The sequence below is a fragment of the Puniceicoccaceae bacterium genome (assembly GCA_040224245.1).
Taxonomy (GTDB): Bacteria; Verrucomicrobiota; Verrucomicrobiia; order Opitutales; family JAFGAQ01; genus JAKSBQ01.
The window spans coordinates 1-19469 of record JBEGIR010000026.1 but is presented as its reverse complement, the minus strand read 5'-3'; the positions used below and the strand labels follow the sequence as shown (position 1 = coordinate 19469).

General features: G+C 55.2%; 15 protein-coding genes. 9 read left to right on the top strand and 6 right to left on the bottom strand.

What is annotated here, in order from left to right; translation table 11 throughout:
* The first annotated feature begins 84 nt into the window (after positions 1 to 84).
* The 5 genes from ABQ298_04170 to ABQ298_04150 all read left to right on the top strand — a co-directional run bounded on the left by ABQ298_04170 (position 85) and on the right by ABQ298_04150 (position 7997).
* Entirely contained in the window at positions 85 to 2361 is a 2277-nt protein-coding gene (locus tag ABQ298_04170; GenBank protein ID MEQ9823559.1) for a hypothetical protein, read from the top strand.
* On the top strand, positions 2358 to 2942 hold the full coding sequence (gene coaE, locus ABQ298_04165; protein MEQ9823558.1) for a dephospho-CoA kinase: 585 nt from the start codon (positions 2358 to 2360) through the stop codon (positions 2940 to 2942). The genes ABQ298_04170 and coaE overlap by 4 nt, the downstream gene beginning before the upstream one ends.
* Before the next feature lie 130 nt (positions 2943 to 3072).
* On the top strand, positions 3073 to 5100 hold the full coding sequence (rho, locus tag ABQ298_04160; protein MEQ9823557.1) for a transcription termination factor Rho: 2028 nt from the start codon (positions 3073 to 3075) through the stop codon (positions 5098 to 5100).
* 94 nt (positions 5101 to 5194) lie between these two features.
* Entirely contained in the window at positions 5195 to 6868 is a 1674-nt protein-coding gene (locus ABQ298_04155) for a GspE/PulE family protein (protein MEQ9823556.1), read from the top strand.
* 61 nt (positions 6869 to 6929) lie between these two features.
* Positions 6930 to 7997 carry a type IV pilus twitching motility protein PilT gene (locus ABQ298_04150; protein ID MEQ9823555.1) on the top strand — a complete coding sequence of 356 codons (1068 nt, stop codon included), beginning with the start codon at positions 6930 to 6932 and terminating at the stop codon, positions 7995 to 7997.
* Between the two features lie 113 nt (positions 7998 to 8110).
* On the opposite strand, the gene ABQ298_04145 is transcribed toward ABQ298_04150, so the two are convergent.
* The 3 genes from ABQ298_04145 to ABQ298_04135 all read right to left on the bottom strand — a co-directional run bounded on the left by ABQ298_04145 (position 8111) and on the right by ABQ298_04135 (position 10638).
* Positions 8111 to 8467, bottom strand: coding sequence for a hypothetical protein (locus ABQ298_04145; GenBank protein ID MEQ9823554.1), 357 nt, complete (start codon positions 8465 to 8467; stop codon positions 8111 to 8113).
* A 179-nt stretch (positions 8468 to 8646) separates the two neighbouring features.
* A complete protein-coding gene (groL, locus tag ABQ298_04140; GenBank protein ID MEQ9823553.1) occupies positions 8647 to 10281 on the bottom strand; it encodes a chaperonin GroEL in 1635 nt (544 codons plus the stop codon).
* Positions 10282 to 10335: 54 nt separating this feature from the next.
* Positions 10336 to 10638, bottom strand: a complete 303-nt coding sequence (locus ABQ298_04135) for a co-chaperone GroES (protein MEQ9823552.1) — start codon at positions 10636 to 10638, stop codon at positions 10336 to 10338.
* 249 nt (positions 10639 to 10887) lie between these two features.
* On the opposite strand from ABQ298_04135, the gene ABQ298_04130 reads away from it, so the two are divergent.
* From ABQ298_04130 to ABQ298_04120, 3 genes are all read left to right on the top strand, one after another.
* The gene (locus tag ABQ298_04130; protein ID MEQ9823551.1) at positions 10888 to 11484 is read left to right on the top strand and encodes an HD domain-containing protein; all 597 of its coding nucleotides are present in this window, start codon (positions 10888 to 10890) and stop codon (positions 11482 to 11484) included.
* Between the two features lie 99 nt (positions 11485 to 11583).
* A complete protein-coding gene (locus tag ABQ298_04125) occupies positions 11584 to 12177 on the top strand; it encodes a sigma-70 family RNA polymerase sigma factor (GenBank protein ID MEQ9823550.1) in 594 nt (197 codons plus the stop codon).
* Between the two features lie 20 nt (positions 12178 to 12197).
* Positions 12198 to 12551, top strand: coding sequence for a DUF6768 family protein (locus ABQ298_04120; GenBank protein MEQ9823549.1), 354 nt, complete (start codon positions 12198 to 12200; stop codon positions 12549 to 12551).
* 107 nt (positions 12552 to 12658) lie between these two features.
* Here ABQ298_04120 and ABQ298_04115 read toward each other — a convergent pair whose 3' ends face one another.
* The 3 genes from ABQ298_04115 to ABQ298_04105 are packed head-to-tail and all read right to left on the bottom strand — an operon-like array spanning position 12659 to position 16032.
* The gene (locus ABQ298_04115; GenBank protein MEQ9823548.1) at positions 12659 to 14320 is read right to left on the bottom strand and encodes a methyl-accepting chemotaxis protein; all 1662 of its coding nucleotides are present in this window, start codon (positions 14318 to 14320) and stop codon (positions 12659 to 12661) included.
* 27 nt (positions 14321 to 14347) lie between these two features.
* Entirely contained in the window at positions 14348 to 14791 is a 444-nt protein-coding gene (locus tag ABQ298_04110) for a hypothetical protein (protein ID MEQ9823547.1), read from the bottom strand.
* A gap of 26 nt (positions 14792 to 14817) precedes the next feature.
* Positions 14818 to 16032 (bottom strand): hypothetical protein, encoded by a 1215-nt coding sequence (locus ABQ298_04105; protein MEQ9823546.1) that lies wholly within the window; start codon positions 16030 to 16032, stop codon positions 14818 to 14820.
* 226 nt (positions 16033 to 16258) lie between these two features.
* On the opposite strand from ABQ298_04105, the gene ABQ298_04100 reads away from it, so the two are divergent.
* Positions 16259 to 19144: a DEAD/DEAH box helicase gene (locus ABQ298_04100; GenBank protein ID MEQ9823545.1), complete on the top strand. Its 2886-nt coding sequence runs from the start codon at positions 16259 to 16261 to the stop codon at positions 19142 to 19144.
* The last annotated feature ends 325 nt before the right edge of the window (positions 19145 to 19469 follow it).

Sequence of the window (19469 nt, the reverse complement as noted above, 5' to 3'; positions counted from 1 at the left end):
TTGGAATTGCAGGTTGGTCAACGGAATCCGTCCTGCCCTGCAATGCCGTCACCCGCCACAAGGTTTGTTACCATGATCGTGCACATGATAGGAAATGCCCACCTGCAACCGGCCGGCGCGTGGTCGTATGAAGCGGGCAGGGATGAGGCCATGGCCACACTGCGCTCCGCAACAGAACGCTGTGAAGAATACCCGGATTTCAAATTCACCTTCGGAGACGTTTGGGCATTGAAAGTGGTGGAGCAGCTGGATCCCTCGCTGTTCAAACGCATCCGACGCCTTGCGAAAAAGGGACAATGGAGCATTGCCCAGGGAACTTACGGTCTGTCCGACCCGCACTTGATCACCGATGCGATGTGGAAGCGTCAGGTCTGGACAGGGCATCGTTACTGTCTCTCGCGCTTTGGCACTCAACCCCAGGTTGCGATGAATCTGGAGGCACGGAGCTTCCCGATGGCAACCTGTCGGCAACTGCTGGATGCAGGATACCAGGCGATGGTTTATGTTTCGAACGAGGCGGAGGAAGCGGTGGCGGGAAGTTCCATTTTTCGGTGGCGCTGTGATTCTGAACGGGAGCTGATTTGTTATCGTCTGCATCCCCACTACCGAACGCGTTCTCACGAGCTGTACGGGCAGATCATGGAGAGCGTGGAAGCAGGAAACATCGTGTTGGCGCATGCACTGTGTTTCTATGGCGTCGGTAATCATGGGGGAGGTCCGACAAAAGAAAACATCGAGTACATCCGTTCCCACCGGGAGGCTTTTGAGAACGTGGAACTCAAATTCAGCACGTTGGAAGACTTTTTTGCACACGCCATTTTGATGTCGGACAGTTTTCCGGTGCATGAAGGTCCGATCGGAGCTCCACTGTTGTGCGATCTGTTGAACCATCGGCGGCTTCAGGTGCAACAGCGAAAGGTGGAATCCATGCTCGAGCAGGTCGAGCAACTCAGTGAATTGCGGGGTGACCGGGCGATGGTGAAAAAGGTGGAGAACGGACTGGATGACCTTTGGCAGGACCTCATGGATGCTTCCCATGCCTGCCTGCAGCGTAGCAGACTGCGGTTTGAGGATGTGGAGGATCTTGAAACATTCCAGTTGCGCGTGGCGCGCACTGCCAGGGACTGGATGTACGGGATCAGCCGCTCCTGGGCACGCAAGCATCTGGAACCGCTCAACTACCAGCAATTGATTGTGATGCAAAGCCGACGGCTTGCACAGGAGGTTTGGATCGAACACGAGCCAAATCTGGATTTTGATCCCTGGGGAAAGCGTCAACTCTGCGACAGTGAAGGCAATCCCGTGCCTTTTGACCTGTTGCCGAGCACGAGTGGCGACCCACGCATTCACCGCCTGCTGTTTCGCGCGAAGATTCCAGAATCCGGCGTTGCCCGTTACCTGCTGCGAGAGTTTCCCGACATTCTCGTGGATGCCGGAGGCGTTGAACCCGTTGTTCCTGAGGGACACTTGCGAGTGCTCAAGACGACGATTGAAAATGATCACTGGTGCCTGAGGGTCAGCCCGCGCAGCATCAACCGCATCGCACCCATGCGCGACCGTGAAATGAATCTCTTGGGCAAGCTGGGCATGTCGCTGACGCTCTATGAAGATCGCATGGATGCCGGCGTGCTGGATCGCACATCCGGGCCGCAGGTCTATGGAGCGGGCGTCGAGAGTGATGGATGGGAGATTGTGGAAGAGGGCAGACTTCGTGTTGGCATGGTCAATCGAGGACGCATTGGAAACTCTCCGTTCGAATGGCACCTGCAGCTCTGTGAGGGTGATCCCCGCATCTACCAGACGTTGCGGATCGCGTATGTGGAACCTCGGCATCATCTGGAACTCAACCTTTACCTCGATCAGGAGGTTCCCCAATGGTTGGATGCTGCCGGTACCAAACCGGAGCTGCGTGATTCAGGCGGGGCGGTGTATCCCTTTCATGGGTGGACGCGCGCGCATGGCTCATCCTGTTCACTGGCGCTGATTTCGACCGATGCGCTGGCGATTCGACATGAGGCGCAATGCCTGAGCCTGCTGCTGCTGCGCTCCCCGCAAGAGCGTTCAGGGCAACCGACAGAGCGCCCATCACTTTCGGTTGCGGGTGATCTTGGGGTGCACACGTTTCGATGGGTGCTTTGCCCTGAGGCCCAATGGGGCGAGACGGAGCTGAAGCAGGAATACGAACACTTGCAGTTTCCGGCGATGGTGTGGGATTCCTACGAGGGACTCCGGCGGCCAGCCTGGGAAAATTCAACACCCTATCATTTGCAGGAATCCAATGAACATCGGGCCCGGGCTGATGGGCAGATGCGCCACCTCGCGAGCGCTCCGGAAGGCAAATCGTCGGAAACCAGACCGTGAACGTTGCGCTCACAGGTGATATTGGATCTGGAAAAAGCACGGTGCTGCGTCAATTTGCAGAGGCAGGCTGTGCCACTTTTTCAGCGGATGCGGGAGTGCATGAGCTGCTGCGCACAGATCGGGAGCTGATCGATTCCATTTGTGAGCGCTGGGGAGAAGAGCTTCGCGACCAGGAAGGCGGAATTGACCGACGCAAACTCGGTGACTGTGTGTTTGCAGGCTCGACTGCTGAGCGTGAAGAACTCGAACACCTCATCCATCCCCGTGTGCGGCAAATGTGGCAGCAGTTTCTTGAGACGAATTTGGAGAAGATTGCAGTGGTGGAAATTCCACTGCTTTTCGAGAAAAGGCTTGAAACTTCCTTCGATTGCAGTGTAACAGTTTATTCAAGTCTGGAGACAAAGATCGAGAGGCTGATCGTCCGTGGTATGAAGGAATCCGACATCCGGGCGAGGCTTGCAGCTCAACTGGATCAGGAAAGCAAGGCAAGCCGCTCTGACTTTTTAATTTTAAACAATGGTTCGTTAGATTTTTTGCGGAAGCAGGTAGGCGTTTGTCTCCACAACATCCAGCATCCGTAAGTTCCGGTCCGATTTTCCCCATTTTCCTCCCGCACGTGGGCGTGAGCTGCCGTCGAATCGCCAAGTCGATTGAATCCATGCCAGCCCATTCAGCGAAATTTCACTTTCTGACAGTAACGATATTTCATTCATGAGTGACGAAAACCAAGATGCATTTGTACCTGGTCCGATTGACGTGTCGGATGCAACCCCGAAACCCAAGGCAAAGCGCACGACCACGCGCAAGAAAGCGGAAGCACCCGAGGGTGAATCTGCTCCAAAGCCAGTGAGACGGGGAAGAAAAAAAGCCGACGATGGGGTCACAGTAGCCCCTGAAGCTTCGGATGGGGCCTCTGAACGCTCGGAGAAAGGGTCGGTCCGTCGCAGTGCGGCGACAAAGAAAAAGGACTCGGAAGGTCAGCGCCAACTCCTTTTCAGCAGCGACGAAGTGGAAGCAGCTGATGCAGCGAAAGAGCGGTCCGAGAAGGCTGGGGATGCGGAAAAGCACAGCGACAACGGAACAAAAGAATCAGCGCAAGGATCGAATGACGACGCTGGCTCTGGCGCTGATGGAGAATCCAACTCTGGAAACCGACAGGGCTTTTCAAAGGGAAACCACCCCCATTTCAACAAGGGCAACAAACCGAACAAGGGACCTCATGGTCATGGCGGCCAGCAGGGGCAGATGTCCAATCGCAAGAAAAAACAGCAGCAGTGGAAGCAGAAGCACAAACAACAGCAGCAAGGTGGTGGTCCTAAAAAAGGAAAGAAAGATCGCTTCAAGATTGATGGCCTCAACGCTGATATCGACAATTCCCTGGAACTGGGGCAACTGCCCGAATGGGAAACCATCCAGAGTGAATCTGCGCTTGCCAGCTACATTGCCGAACAGCAGCCCGAACTGACAGATGAGGTTTTTGCGTTTGACGAAGCGTATACACTGCCGCTGGACCAGTTGCGTGAGGCGGCACAAGCGACTGGTGAGCAGCTTCCGTCGGCACCCAATCGCAAGCAGCTGATTGAGCGACTCTTGAGCCATGCTCACGGGAAACAGCAGCGCATCGAGTTGCGGGGTATTCTTGAGGTGCTTGCAGATGGCAACGGTTTGCTCACTTACAGCTCGGACAGCTATCGGCTTCGTGCGCACAGCGCTTTTGTACCCGCCTTTTTCATCAAGAAATTTGGATTGCTGCGGGGGCATGAATTGAAGTGCCGGGTCATCCCGCCAGTAGAGGAAGCGTCGTGTCCGCTGGTGGTCGAAGTGCTGCAGGTGCAGGGCATGGAACCGGAAAAGGCGAACGAACTGGTCCCCTTCACGGAACAGATTCCCTACTATCCGACCAGTCGCATTTTTCTGGAGTCTGACAAGCAGGAGGATGCCAACAAGGTTTCCATGCGGGTGGTCGACCTGATTTCACCGATCGGATTTGGTCAGCGGGGATTGATTGTTGCGCCACCCCGCACGGGTAAAACGGTGTTGATGCAGGGCATGGCCAATTCGATTCAGCGAAACTATCCTGACGCACACCTGATCATCCTGCTGATCGACGAGCGCCCCGAAGAAGTGACGGATTTCCGGCGCAGGGTAAAGGGCGGTGAGGTCATCAGTTCGACCTTTGACGAAAATGCCGAGAGCCATGTGCACGCTGCTGAAATGGTGATCGAAAAATCCCGGCGCATGGTGGAGGCGGGCAAGGATGTCATCATTCTGCTCGATTCGATCACCCGATTGGCCCGGGCCTACAACACGGTCATGCCGAACTCCGGCAAAATCCTTTCGGGGGGAGTTGAGGCCAATGCGCTGCAAAAACCCAAGCGATTCTTCGGATCGGCACGCAATATCGAAGGAGGAGGCAGCCTCACCATCATCGCCACCGCGCTCGTCGAGACTGGAAGCAAAATGGATGAAGTCATTTTTGAGGAGTTCAAGGGAACGGGTAACATGGAGCTTCATTTGGATCGCGCCCTGGTGGACAAGCGCGTCTTTCCTTCGCTGAGCATGGAAAAGAGCGGTACCCGCAAGGAGGAACTGCTGTACCATCCGGATGAGTTGCAGAAAATTTATGGTCTGCGACGTGCGATGAAGGGAGTACCCTCCACCGATGCGATGGAAATGCTGATTTCCAAGGTGAAAAAAACCGGATCGAATGCGGAATTTTTGATGACAGCGGCGAGGTGATGACACAGGATGGCGCGTTGTGCCTCCTGTTCACAGTTTTCTCCTCCGCCTTCTGATCGGGAAGGGTTATTGCACGAGCGAAGATGCCAACGCCTTGATCGAGAGTCTTGGCGTTGACACCCATCCCATGCGTCGCGAGTCAGCGGTGTACGATGCGGTGATCGAGCGGCAGTGGCTGGATGAGGAAGCACTGCTGCAATGCATTGCGGATCGGGAAGGGATAGGCTTTCGCAGTCATCTGGATGAGGCTCTGTCGGAATCTGAAGCGCAGCATCTGCGCGCATGGGTGCCCGCAGCGGTTGTCGATGAATTTTCCGTGATCCCCCTGGAGTCTGCAGAAGGAGAACTCACGCTCGCGCAGACCTATCCCTGCGATTATGATGCGCTTGATCGGATTGCCTGTCAGCTCGATATGGATGTGGCAGTGGTGCTGGTCCCGAAGGCAAGCTTTCAGAGCTGGCGAAATCGCCTCTATGGAGCGAACGTCCCGGAAGAAAGGGTGCGGGTGGATGAAACCACATCGGCTGCGATGCAAGTGTCAAAACTCGGCATGGTGCAGGAATCGCCTCCAAGCACAAGAAGTGCGCGGGATGGGGATCTGGAGGGCCAGGTGAGTCGCTATGTGGATTGGATTTTGACGGAAGCCATGCGGCGCCGGGCATCGGACATTCATTTTGAACCCATGGCGCAACACTTCCAGATCCGGTGTCGTGTGGATGGTGTGCTCCAGCGCCTTGACCAACCCGCGTTGGAGCGTCAGGAAGCGATCCTCTCACGGGTCAAGCTGATGGCAGGCATGGACATTGCCGAAAAACGATTGCCACAGGATGGTCATTTTCAGGTGGATGACGCGGAACGTTCGGTGGATTTTCGGGTTTCGACGGTGCCATCGACTCACGGTGAAGGCATCGTGATCCGCATCCTCGATACACAGAGTATGCAGCTCGATCTCGATGAGTTGGGAATGCTGCCTGCGCATCGGGATGCATTCGAACGAGCCATCACCGCGCCGGACGGAATGGTGCTGGTCACGGGGCCGACAGGGTCCGGGAAATCCACTACACTGTATTCCGCATTGAGTCATCTCAATGAGGCTTCACGCAAGATTCTCACGATTGAAGATCCGGTGGAAATCCAGATGGATGGTATCAATCAGGTGCAGGTGCGACCCGAGGTGGAACTCACCTTCAGTGCAGCCCTTCGTTCGATGCTGCGCCAGGCTCCGAATGTGATCATGGTTGGGGAGATCAGGGACACTGAAACTGCCGACATTGCGGTGCACGCTGCGTTGACGGGACATGCGGTATTCAGCACCTTGCACACCAACGACGCGCCCAGTGCGTTCACTCGATTGATGGACATGGGCGTTCGCCCAGCGCTGCTGGCCGCTGCGTTACGCGCCGTGCTGGCCCAGCGACTGGTCCGTCGTATCGCGGCACAGGCAGCGCTGCCATTTGTGATTCAACCGTGGCAGGTGCGAATGCTCGGTCCGGGATTTGAGGAACTCGCGGGTGCGACCTTTTTTCAGGCAGGGCAGGATGGCTCACAATACCGGGGAAGGCTGGCGATTTTTGAAATCGTGGAAGTCGATGAAGCCTTGCGCGAACTCATGGACTCCCATCTGTCGCTGCAACGGCTGCGTCGATTTTTACATGACAGAGAGTTTGCCTCGCTGCGTCAGGATGCGGTAGAAAAAGCATTGATGGGGTGGACCACGCTGGACGAGGTCTTCGCTGTCACCTTACCGGTCGATCCCGCGACAGGCTGACCTCCGGGTGAGTGGTCGTTGGAACGAATGTTCGATTTCTGTATATCCAATTGCTTTGCCCATGAATTACCAAATGCACGACCTGCTGGATCTCATGATTCAGGAAAGTTCCTCCGATCTTCACATTCATGTGGGCAGACCTCCCTGTTTTCGGATCGATGGTTCCATCACACCTGTGGATGGACCTGCCTTGGAGTCGGATGATACGGTTGCGCTTGCAGATGCGATTACCTCCGATGCGCACATGCAGAAGTTGAAATCTGAGGGCGGTGTGGACTTTGGATTCAGTTACAAGAACCAGGCGCGTTTTCGAGTGAATGTGTTTCGCTCCAAAGGCAATACGGAGATCGTTATTCGACAGATCCCCAATGACATTCTCACGCTCGATTCGATTGGATTGCCGGACAAAATCAAGGAACTGCTGTTGCGTCCGCGAGGTCTCATCCTGGTAACGGGGCCGACGGGTTCGGGAAAGTCGACAACGCTTGCGTCAATGCTCGACTGGATCAACGCGAATCGCAATGGACACATCATCACCATCGAAGATCCGATCGAATATTATCACACCCATAAAAAATCGGTGGTCTCCCAGCGGGAAATCGGGACTGATGTGCACAGCTTTGCCGATGCCATTCGCTCGGCGCTTCGCCAGGATCCCGACGTGATCCTCGTAGGGGAAATGCGCGATCTCGAAACCATGGAAGCGGCGATCAGTGCTGCAGAAACCGGACACCTGGTCTTTGCAACACTGCACACGACCGGCAGTGCACGCACGGTGGATCGCATTGTGGATGCGTTTCCTTCGGGGGCGAAGGACCAGATCCGGACCCAGCTTGCATCCTCCATTGTTTCGGTGATTTCCCAGGTGCTTTGCAAGAAGACTGGAGGAGGACGTGTTGCCGCCTTTGAGATCATGGTCAACACCAACGCTATCGCGCAGATGATTCGCGAAAACAAAACCTACCGCATCACCTCGGACATTCAGACCGGGTCAAAGTATGGAATGATCACGCTCGATTCCCACCTGCTCAGCCTCTACAATCAGAAACTCATCAGCTCGGGAGAGGCGATCATCAAGGCTCAAAACCCGATGGAGATGAAGGATCGAGTCAGCGGAGTGCTGAGCTAAGGAGCGAATAGGTAGCCGAGTTCGCTTTTGTGTGGTGTCGGCTACCCAGCGAAGGCATTGAAGGGTGCATTTGTCACTCACTGCGGGAGGCAAGTGTGGCGGAACCCATGGGTTCACCGCATGGCGACATAGGTGGGTTTGGCCCGATATTGATCTGCAGTGAGCGAGCGGATGTGTTGCTCGAATCGTTCAGGCGAAAACACCAGGCAGTTGCGAATGGCTTTTTCGAGATGCAGTTCCACCTCGTTGGAAAGCTGTTGCAATACGACGTCGGAGTTCAGTTCCGCAAGCGCTGCATCATGGGGTTCGCACACGATAGCGAGGCATGCGGGATTTGCTGCGTTCGATTCAATGCGTTCGGGGGGATCGGGGGGATGGGATTCGCTCGGACTCGAAGCGAATGCTGCCAGCGGAGCCAGCAGGAGCAGTAGGGCGGATTGCCGAATATGGACAAAGGATGGAAGGTGCATGATGTGTCGATGTTGGATGTAAACTTGCCGGTCGTTTTGATCCGGCTACAGGACAAGACGCTGAGGTGGTGCAAAAAGTTACAGTTCCGACATGCGCACACAAAGAGACCGGTGTCCACGGACACCGGTCTCAAAGGGTGAAATCCTGATTTTCAGGATTTGTGGAAACTGCGAACAGTTTACATCATGCCGCCCATTCCACCCATGCCGCCCATGTCGGGAGCCGCAGGTTTGTCCTTCTCTGGAATGTCGGTGATAACGGCTTCGGTGGTCAGCAACAGACCTGCAACCGATGCAGCATTTTGCAGGGCAGTGCGTGTGACCTTGGTCGGATCGACCACGCCTGCGGCGAGCAAGTCTTCAAATGCTCCGGTAGCAACGTTGTAGCCGTTCGGTCCTTCAGCGGCGAGAACCTGTTGCACAATGAGGGAACCTTCAACTCCGGCATTGGCACAGAGCTGGCGCAACGGTTCTTCAATCGCACGGCGAACGATGCGTGCACCCATGGCTTCCTCTTCGCTCTCGAGCTTGAGCGCGTCGATGGCCTTGGCGGCGCGCAGCAGTGCTACACCTCCACCGGGCACGATGCCCTCTTCAACGGCAGCGCGGGTTGCATGCAGTGCGTCCTCAACGCGAGCCTTCTTTTCCTTCATTTCAGGCTCAGTTGCAGCACCGACATTGATCACAGCAACACCACCAGCAAGCTTTGCAAGGCGTTCCTGCAGCTTTTCGCGGTCGTAGTCAGATGAAGTTTCCTCGATCTGATTGCGGATCTGCTTCACGCGAGCCTGGATGTCTGCGGCTGAGCCAGCACCTTCCACGATGGTGGTGTTTTCCTTGTCAACGGAGACGCGCTTTGCCTGACCGAGGTCGGAAACCTGTACGTTTTCGAGCTTGATTCCGAGGTCTTCGGAGATGAAACGTCCACCAGTCAGCACGGCGATGTCTTCGAGCATGGCCTTGCGGCGATCCCCGAAGCCCGGAGCCTTGACAGCGCAGATGTTGAGAGTGCCGCGCAGCTTGTTCACCACGAGCGTGGCAAGGGCTTCACCTTCTACATCTTCAGCGATGATCAGGAGAGGCTTGCCGCTCTTGGAGACCGACTGGAGCAGGGGAAGCAGGTCCTGCAGATTGCTGATCTTCTTTTCGTGGATGAGAATGTAGGCATCATCCAGAACGGCTTCCATGGAGTCCATGTTGGTGCAGAAGTAAGGACTCAGGTAGCCCTTGTCGAACTGCATTCCCTCAACCACATCGAGAGTGGTTTCGATGGACTTTGCTTCTTCGACAGTGATGGTTCCATCCTTGCCGACCTTGTCCATCGCTTCGGCGATGATGTCACCGATTTCGGTATCCCAGTTTGCGGATACGGTGGCAACGCTCTTGATTTCCTCGCGGTCCTTGACGGGGTTGGAAAGACCCTTGAGTGAGTTGACTCCGGCTTCAACAGCCTTGTCGATTCCGCGCTTGATGTAGATTGGATTGGCACCAGCAGTGACATTCTTCAGTCCCTGGCGGTAAATCGCCTCACCGAGAACGGTTGCAGTGGTCGTTCCGTCACCTGCGAGATCGGAGGTCTTGGAAGCGACTTCCTTGACCATTTGTGCGCCGATGTTTTCGTAGGGATCTTCAAGTTCAATTTCCTTGGCAACGGTGACACCGTCCTTGGTCATGGTTGGTGCGCCGAATTTTTTGTCGATGAGAACATTGCGTCCGCGAGGTCCCATGGTCACCTTGACGGACCGGGCCAGGACTTCGACTCCCTTGAGGATCTTTGCTCTCGCATCTTCTTCGAAAAGAATTTGTTTAGCCATATGCTGTGAATATTTCTTGGTTGTGGTTAAATGAATCGGGTGAAGGCGGATGAATTATCCGATGATACCCAGAATGTCGTCTTCGCGCAGCAGGTTGTGCAGCTGACCGTCGATCTTGATTTCAGTGCCGCCATACTTGCTGATCAGCACCTTGTCACCGACCTTGACCTGGAACGCGATGGTCTCGCCATCCTTCTTTCCGGTTCCCAGAGCCACTACCTCAGCGGTCTGCGGCTTCTCCTTTGCGGAATCAGGAATGTAGATGCCTCCGACCTGTTGTTCTTCAACGGTGGCAAGTTTAACGAGAACTCGATCTCCAATAGGAGTGAGGTTTGCGGATTGTAGTGATAGACTCATGTTATCTATGATTTTCGATTAAAAAGATTCGTTGTGTTGACGCTGAATGCCAGAAGGTGTGGCGTCGAATGGCAATAGAGCAAACGGGGTGCCATTTGAGTTAAAATACAGAAGTCTTTGGTTGTTAGCATGTTAGGGGAATGATGTTGAGCTTTGGGTGTGTCAGGTTCAGCATCCTGACACAATTTCCGTGTCACGCTTTGCACGAAGTGTGACACAATTGCCCACCCGGGCAGACTTGCGATGCTCATGAGCGAAAAACTACAGCAACAGATCCGCTTCCTGATGGAGCTGGACAAACTCAAATCGGTACTTCGACGCACACTGCTCACCCACGAACCACGCCTCGAAAATTCCGGTGAGCACAGCTGGCATGTGAGTGTGGTTGCGTTGATTTTTGCAGAGTATGCCAACGAATCGATTGACCTGCTGCGCGTGCTCAAGATGTTACTGGTTCACGACATTGTGGAGATCGATGCGGGTGATGTGTATATCTACGATGTGCAGGCCAATGAAGGCAAGGTCGAGCGGGAGCGCGACGCTGCCCGTCGCATCTTTGGTCTGTTGCCTGCTGAGCAGGCGAAGGAACTGTTGGAACTCTGGGAGGAATTTGAAGCCAAAGCGACCCCGGAAGCGAAGTTTGCCGGTGCGTGTGACCGCATCACTCCACTCCTGCACAATTACCACGCCAAGGGTCACAGCTGGCAGGAGCATGGCATTCAGAAACACGAAGTGATTGCGATCAATCAGGTTATTGAAGAGGGCTCGACGGAACTTTGGAAGGCCGCAAGGGAAGTGATCGAGGAATCAGTGCGACTGGGTTATCTCGCAGCAGAGTCGACGTAAACGCAGTGGGGTGGGCGAAGTGCACGGGTTACGCAGGCAAGGTTCCACGCGACTCCGGAAATCGAATTTTGATCGATACTCTGAACCAAACCCGCGCTGGTGGCGACCTTTCTTGCAAAGGCAATGGACCGCGACCGCAAACAGATTTTGACCGAATATCTTGTGCTGCAGGCACAGGATGGAAACGAACGCGGGATTTGTGAACTCTACTCCCTGTGGCATCACGACCTGCTACGCTACGCCCGCTCACGAGTGCAGGGTGAGACCGCCGCGGAGGAGGTTGCCCAAGAGGCCTGGTTGCACATCGCAAAGGGACTTTCCAGATTGAACGACCCCGCCTGTTTCCCGCGATGGGCCTACCAGATCGTGTTTCGTCGATCTGCCGATTGGGTGCGAAGGGAGTCGCGCCGACGTCATCGGCAGAATGTGCTGGAACGCGAGGCGGAGCAGGTGTTGCCACAGCAGGATGCATCGGCGTTCTCGCCGGTGACGGAGCAATGGGATCAGGTGCAGATCGCACTGTCCCGGATGCAGCAGTCTGAACGTGATGTGCTGGAGTTGTTCTACCTGAGCGGATTGGACATTGCTGCTATCGCTGACGTGCTCGGAATTCCCTGCGGCACCGTCAAATCACGACTTTTTTATGCCCGGGAGCACCTGCGCGATGCGATGCTATCGGGTGACCTGGAATGAACCACCAAATGAACACGATCATGAATAATCTGGATGAACGCATTCGTGCCGCACTCGAATCAAACGGCACTTCGGGTAATGTGAATCTGTCTATCGCTGAGGAGCTGCTGCAGACCTTTCGCGGCCAATCCCGCTGGATGAACAGTGTCGCGGCTGTAATGAGTCTGTTGGTTTTCGGACTCTGGATCTGGACCAGCCTTTGTTTTATTCAGACAGAGGATCTGGGATTGAAACTGGAGTGGGGCATGGCCTCCCTGTTTTGCCTGCTCTTTATTTCGTTTATGAAAGTCTGGTTCTGGATGATCATGCACAGCAATCGCGTGATGCGTGAAGTCAAGCGAGTTGAGCTGCTGCTGGCGAAGCTGTTACCCTGATGGCGAAACAGCCTCAGATGGTTTTCACGATTGCGGGATCGGGAATGACCCCGCAACCGTGAATGCGAAAATTGCCGTCATGCGATACCGGACTCCACGTCGCAGCGTTATTGCGTTTTGAATGCCGCAATTGATTGCAGCAGGTGCTCGGACAGCTTCGTCAGACGACCTGAGCGATCCAGAGTCGTATCGGCCACGCTCTTGAACCGGTCGATGGAGGCGTTGACTCCCCGGATGCTCTCGGCAACGACGTTGGCACTTTCGGACGAAACCGTCACCGTCGAGGAGACCTCTTCGGTAAATCCGGTGACAGTCTGCATAGTGCTTGAAATTTCCCGATTGGTTGACGACTGCTGCTCCACTGAGGTTGCAATGGTTCCCGAATATTCGCTGACTCGCGACATGATCTCTGAAATCTCATCGACCGCCTTGAGCGAAGCCTCGGTCTTTTGAGTGATGTTCTGAATTTGCGAACGAATCCGTCCAGATGAATCACTGCTCTGGCGTGCGAGTTCCTTGACCTCATTGGCGACTACGGCAAACCCCTTGCCTGCATCACCCGCACTGGCGGCTTCGATGGTGGCGTTAAGCGCGAGGAGATTGGTTTGGGCTGCGATGGCGTTGATGATCTCCACGATCTTCTGGATTTCTTTTGCAGCTTCGCCCAGCTCGTGCATCAGTTTGCTTGCTCCATCGGCCTTTTGATTGGCTTCAAGTACAATCTGAGACTGTTGGTTGCACTGCATGGCAACTTCACTGATCGCTGCGCTCATCTCTTCAATGGCCGCCGCTACGGAGGACGTTGAACTTGTCATCTCCTTCGCATTGCCTGCGATGGTTGACATCTCGCTCGAGAGTTCATTGCCCGCATTGCTCACCGAATCCGCCTGGGTCGACATGCTGTTGGTATTGAGCTGGATCTCCTCGGCAGACTGGTGGGTTTCATCCGCTAGCGATTTGAGCAGAGCGGAGTGATCCGAAATCTGTCGGATCGACTGGAGCAATCCATCCACATAGTGGTTTAGATAGTTTCCCAGTTGGCTCAATTCGTCCTTTCGCTGATCGGAAAACCGTACCGTCAGGTCTCCTTCCGACAGAATTTTGACCTTTTGGATGAAATCTGCAAAGGGGCGATTGATGGCGATACGGATCACAAACGACACCATGAGAATGACCACGACGGTGACCGCAAATCCGAGCACGAGGTCGAAGGTCTTGGTGGAACCCAGTTCCTTCACCAGTGTTGCCATTTGCGATGACAGTTCATCCGATACGGCCACCGTGATCGCAACTGCTTCTTCACGGATCTCTGTCTTTTCGCGAGCCAGTTCACCTGCCTGCTCAAAGACAGAATCGTCCATCTCGTCTTCGCTCATGAATTTGGGATACACTTCACTCGCCTGACGAGTGAACCGCTCCAGCTGATTCGAAAAGCGCTGGATGCGGGTCTTCAGGCTGGCGGAAGTGATGGCCGCAAGTCCGTTCAGGGAATCCTGCGATTCACCTGCGGAGCGACTTGCGCCCACAATGAGATCACTTTCCCCGCTGACCACGGCATCTTCATAGGCCTTGAGTTGCGCATCGATTTGCGCCACAAGTGTGCGACCCTCTACATTGGCGATATTGCTGTTGTGGGAGAAACGCTGCAATTGTTGCTGCAGGTCACCCTTCACCAGGAAGGACTGCGCCATGATGCCCATCAGGGACACTACAAAGACGGCGACGATGCTCCAAATCTTGGTGGAGATGCGCTGAGGAAGAATTTTCATGGTTCAAGCGGGTTGTGGTGAAAACACCTATTCTACAGGAATCACCTTCACTCCATCGGCGGGAGTGCTGTTGGACACGTAGCCAAGCGTACCGCTATTGGCTTTCACGTGGGCGATCAGCTCTGCCTCCGAATCGAAGGACTTGGGTGGAATGCCAGTGCCATCGACAATCTTCCGTTTCCAAAAGGCTGAGAATTGGCTGGCCGAGCGGTTGACATAGGCACTGAGAAAAGCATCGTGCGCATCACCGCTCTTGAGGGTAACAACTTTGACGCTCTCTCCGCTGGGCAGAGTTTTGCGTTTACCGAGAAACAGGTTCTCGATGTCTGCTGCACTGAGTGATGCATCGGGAATATCCGGATGTGCCACCAGCACCACATCGGCGTTGGCTTGTTGCATCAGGATCGAACACCCGAACAATGCCAGTGCCAGCACGAGTACGAGTCGTTGAAAATCTTGCATGGTTTTCATGGTTGGAAGTCTTTCTGCTGGCTGAATTAGAAGCTGATGGTGGATTTGAGGGCGATCAGGTTCCAGTCCTTTTCAAAGACACCGGATTCATCGGCCTCGACACCTTGATATCCCTGAAAGAGATGGAACTCTGCCTTGACGACCCACCATTCATTGATGGCGTGCTTCGCGCTCAAGGCCCAGTCCTTGAGGTGTTGGGCCGGATTGTTGCGATCCAGAATCCCATTTGCGCTACCGTAGGACCAGGAGTAGTAGCTGCCGATCTGCCATTTTTCTGAAAGTTGGTAGGTGAGTTGCACGTAGTAACTTTCGGTCTCGATGTCATACTCACCGCCTGAGGGGAAACCCATGGGTGTGGGGGTGCCTCCGATGGGAGAGTTTTTCGCTTCGATGGGTTCAATCATGTACTCGGCAGTGAAGGTCCAGTTCTCGCGCTGGTATTCCGCAGAAAGGATGTACTTGAGGGGTACCTTGAGTTCTTCCTCGGTAATGCTGGATTGGAACCAGGGATAGGCCTGATTGGTTCCGTTGATTTCGATGAGGGCGGTGTTCATAGACGCTCCCAGACGGAAACCGGTAATCGGAGTGTTCCAGAACAATTGGGTTCCCGCTGAGTATTTGAACTCAATGCTGCCACCATTGGTGATACCGTAGAATCCTGCTAGCAGAGCATCCTTGATGATGGGTTCGTTTTTATCCACCGGTTGGTTGCCGAGATAGATGACATAGTCCAGTGACCCTGCACCTGCCAGATCCGCAAATCCATACAGACCGACGCCCTGAATGGCGATGTTGATGTCGCGCACCCGTTCGTTGTAAATGCCCTGTGGAAGCAGGATGGACGTGCGAACCGCATCTGCATCGCGAATCGAATTGTAGATGCCTTCCGGCTTCTTGAACTTACCAACGCGCACACCGACGCTGTCGTTGAGGCGATAGTCCAGGAAAGCCCAGTCCACTTTGAGTTCATTGTTTCCGGAATTGCCGAAGTCGCGACTCATCAGCTGGATGCCTGCGGACAGGTTGTCGGCGAGCAGTGCCTTCACGCTGATGGCGGCTTCGTTGAATTCCCAGGTACCATCGTCCGTATCTCCCATCAGGCGATTATCCGAAGATTTCAGATAACCCTGACTGATGAATCCGTTGATGTAGACATTTTCCATGTCGACCGCGTGAGTGGTCAAGCAGATGGCTGCGGTTGCGCTGAGCAGGCTCAGGCGTTGAATGAAGCGTTGTTTCATGTTCCCCTTGTAGTGAGTTCTCCCAAAAAGCAGTCAGAGCACCGGAGCGGTAACTCTGACTCTTGAGTGGGTGTTAATTTACCTGAATATCGGTAGTCGATGGGAGGGCTTTAGGTGGTTTTCCCGTTGTGTTTTCATTAACTGAACTTTTACAGATTTCGGCTGAATGGTCGTAGTGCAGGTAAAAAAACGTTGAACCGACTGGGTGGATATTGCTGCATGAGGCGTGAAGGTGGAGCTGAACAGGGATGTGTTGGTGGATTTGGCGGGCTGGTCCGTGCTCAAGGAGGCAAGGGTCCTGCATGAAGCGGGTCGGGTGAAACACTTTGAATGGCAGGATAAGCTCTTGAAAGGTGAGGTTGCCGGAGCCGGAACATCGTTTTTTCCTCGACTGAATCTGCGCTCCCTCACCTTTGCAGAGAACCGCTGCAACTGTGCTACAGGTCGACGGGGCAGTGTTTGCGCTCATGCCATTGCACTCTGCCTGGCGAGCATGGAAACACCGACGCAGGCAGAACCCACCGAAATGACTGCCCAGGCCAGTGAGGGTGGGGAGGGCTCGACCCCAAAACCCCACTCCGTGCAATCCCTGGTGCTCTCCGAAAGCAAGGGCATTTCCGCACGATTCCGAATCTTGCTGCCTCCCAACCTTGCGAGGGCCGCCCCGCAGGATCGAATCGCCGTTCGCATCGAGTTTGAGCTGGCTTCCGGCGTGACTTGCCTGCTGCAGCAGATCGACCGTGGCAAGGCGTATCAGCTTGCTGTATGGGATCAGGCCCTTGCGGGCATGGTGGAATCGCTTTGTGGTGGCAAGCTACACTCCATGCTGCAGCTGACGCGTGCGCAGCTGCGGGATCTGCTCAGCTGTGTTGCTGGCCAACCCGTTGTCGCCTGGCTGAAAGAGCGCGAGCAGGCGATCCCGTGGAAGGGCGACGAACTTGATGGGGTGCACCTGCACCTGCGGGAACCCAGGGAAGCAGGGTCTGAGAGCAGGGTGCAGCACGGTCCAGGCATGCAAAGTGCCGTTGCACCTTCCACCGCCTCTGGGAATGCGCGTCGCACGGATCGTCTAAACCGATCCACTGCCGGACTGCAACGCGTCCAGGTTGATGGTTCTCCTCATTTTTTGGCAGTGACACTTCCCTCGCGTGAAGATCCTTCCTATTCTGAAATTCATGCCCTGCTGCAGGCCTGGCGTTTTCGGCTTGAGCCGAGCAATGGGAAGTGGTGGTTGCGCGACCGACACCACGTGTTGAACTTTCTCGCTGAGCACTGGGAACGTTTTCGCACTGCGTTTCAGGCGCAGTTCAGCAGCAATTTTTCGGAGCGTCTGCGGAACGTGCGGTTTTTGGAAATGACTGCGGAGGTGATCGAGCTGGGCAACGGGGTGGAACTTCGCATCACCGCTAGTGAAGGGATATCCGAGGCATCCTTGCGGCAACAGCTCGCGCGTGGGCGCTGCTATCTCGAGTCCGATGCCAACGTGTGGCTGCTCCAGCCGGAGCGACTGAAGCAGCTGGAGTTGCTCGTCAAGCGCTTGACTGGTGACCCTGCAGCGGAGTCTATCATCGGATTTGCAGTTCGCGGTGGAAATTCCGACGCCTGTGACTGGCAGGCGCTGCTTGAGGACTCCGGCCTCAACTACGCGGCACCGGAGCAGTGGACTTCCCGCAGCGCGGCGATCCGCAACCTGTCGAAACTTGAAGAGGCTCCGGTTCCTGGGCAGCTCTATGATCGCTTGCGACTCTACCAGAAAATCGGTGTGGCCTGGATGCACCACCTCTACCGTCACCAGTTGGGTGGCATCCTCGCCGATGAAATGGGCCTGGGGAAAACCATCCAGGCCATCGCGCTGTTGTCGGTGATCGCTTCGCAGGAGTCTGCAGCACCTGCGCTGGTGGTTTGTCCGGCCGGACTCGTGGGCAACTGGATGCGCGAGCTTCGCCAGTTTGCGCCCTGGCTGCGCACAGCGTGCCACCATGGCGCGGCCCGTAGTGCAACCACTGACGGGTGGACGGCTCCCTATGATGTTGTCGTGACCTCCTATTCCACCCTCGCCATCGATAGGGCTGGATTTGCTGGAGTGAACTGGTCCATTGTGATCGGAGATGAGGCACAGCACATCAAAAACCGTCGCACCCAGCATGCCCGTTCGCTCAAGCAACTTCGGTGTGACGGGCGTTTTCTGCTGACCGGAACACCGATTGAAAACAGTGTTGACGACCTCTTTTCGCTCTTTGAGTTCCTCATGCCCGGCTATTTGAACTCCACTGCAAACCCACGCGGGAAGTCCGCAGATCGACAGTGGCACATGGAACGCATGCGTGAGCGTTGCGCCCACTACATCCTGCGGCGCACCAAAACACAGGTGGCACCCGAACTGCCCGAGAAACTGGAGCAGGTGCTCTATTGTGACATGGAGCCGGAACAGCGCTCACTCTATGATCGCATCCGCAAATCGTCCTCGCAGACGCTTGACCGTCTGCAAATGGGCGGAGTGTCGCAGGGGCAACTCAAGATGGCGGCATTCACGGAGCTGCTGCGACTGCGTCAGGTCTGCGCCGACCCACGCCTGGTTGACGCATCGCTGGATGCATCGATGTCGTGCAAGCTAGCTGCGTTTCGGGAGCTGCTGCAGGAGTCCATTGATGGTGGACACCGCATGCTCGTGTTTTCCCAGTTCGTTAGTGCACTGCAACTGCTCAAGCAGGAACTGGAGCAGCTGGATCTGCCCTACGCCTACATCGACGGCAGTACGAGGGATCGCCTCGCAGAGGCCGACCGCTTCAATGCGGATTCTCGGATCCCTGTGTTCCTGATTTCGCTCAAGGCAGGGGGCACAGGACTCAATCTCACGGGTGCGGATGTTGTTGTGCATTTTGACCCCTGGTGGAACCCTGCCGTCGAGGCGCAGGCGACGGACCGCGCTCACCGTATCGGGCAGACGCGCACCGTTACCGCAATCCGCCTCATTGTCAGTGGCACGGTCGAAGAAAAGGTACAGCTGATGCAGCAGGAAAAACGGGGTTTGCTTGACGCGCTCTTTGACGAAAGTGCCAGCCTGAGTGCCCGGCTTCGTTTCGAAGACATTCAATCACTTCTCGAGGATTGACGGCTGGTTGGCCATTTGGATGCGATGTGGAGATTCTGACGCATGGTAGCGCAATGGGGCAGTTTGGGGTTGCACCTTCTCAGGCTTCATTTTGTGTTTGCAGACTCACGCGATCCAGAAATCGCATCCAAGCACCTCTCCAAAGTCGATGGAAACCATCCTGCAACTTGACGCATTCAAATTGATCGGTCTGGCCCTTCCGGGCCAAACCACAAACCATGATGAGCAGTCGAGCCGCGACTGTGGCAAGCTGTGGCAGCAGTTTGAAACCGAAGGCATCGCCGGGCGCATCCCAGGAAAAATGGACAATGCAATCTACGCAGTA

Excerpts from the sequence above, each read along its gene's own strand:
- ABQ298_04170 (MEQ9823559.1), top strand. The coding sequence starts at position 85 with ATGATAGGAAATGCCCACCTGCAACCGGCCGGCGCGTGGTCGTATGAA.
- rho (MEQ9823557.1), top strand. The coding sequence starts at position 3,073 with ATGAGTGACGAAAACCAAGATGCATTTGTACCTGGTCCGATTGACGTG.
- ABQ298_04150 (MEQ9823555.1), top strand. The coding sequence starts at position 6,930 with ATGAATTACCAAATGCACGACCTGCTGGATCTCATGATTCAGGAAAGT.
- ABQ298_04145 (MEQ9823554.1), bottom strand. The coding sequence starts at position 8,467 with ATGCACCTTCCATCCTTTGTCCATATTCGGCAATCCGCCCTACTGCTC.
- groL (MEQ9823553.1), bottom strand. The coding sequence starts at position 10,281 with ATGGCTAAACAAATTCTTTTCGAAGAAGATGCGAGAGCAAAGATCCTC.
- ABQ298_04135 (MEQ9823552.1), bottom strand. The coding sequence starts at position 10,638 with ATGAGTCTATCACTACAATCCGCAAACCTCACTCCTATTGGAGATCGA.
- ABQ298_04130 (MEQ9823551.1), top strand. The coding sequence starts at position 10,888 with ATGAGCGAAAAACTACAGCAACAGATCCGCTTCCTGATGGAGCTGGAC.
- ABQ298_04120 (MEQ9823549.1), top strand. The coding sequence starts at position 12,198 with ATGAATAATCTGGATGAACGCATTCGTGCCGCACTCGAATCAAACGGC.
- ABQ298_04115 (MEQ9823548.1), bottom strand. The coding sequence starts at position 14,320 with ATGAAAATTCTTCCTCAGCGCATCTCCACCAAGATTTGGAGCATCGTC.
- ABQ298_04110 (MEQ9823547.1), bottom strand. The coding sequence starts at position 14,791 with ATGAAAACCATGCAAGATTTTCAACGACTCGTACTCGTGCTGGCACTG.
- ABQ298_04105 (MEQ9823546.1), bottom strand. The coding sequence starts at position 16,032 with ATGAAACAACGCTTCATTCAACGCCTGAGCCTGCTCAGCGCAACCGCA.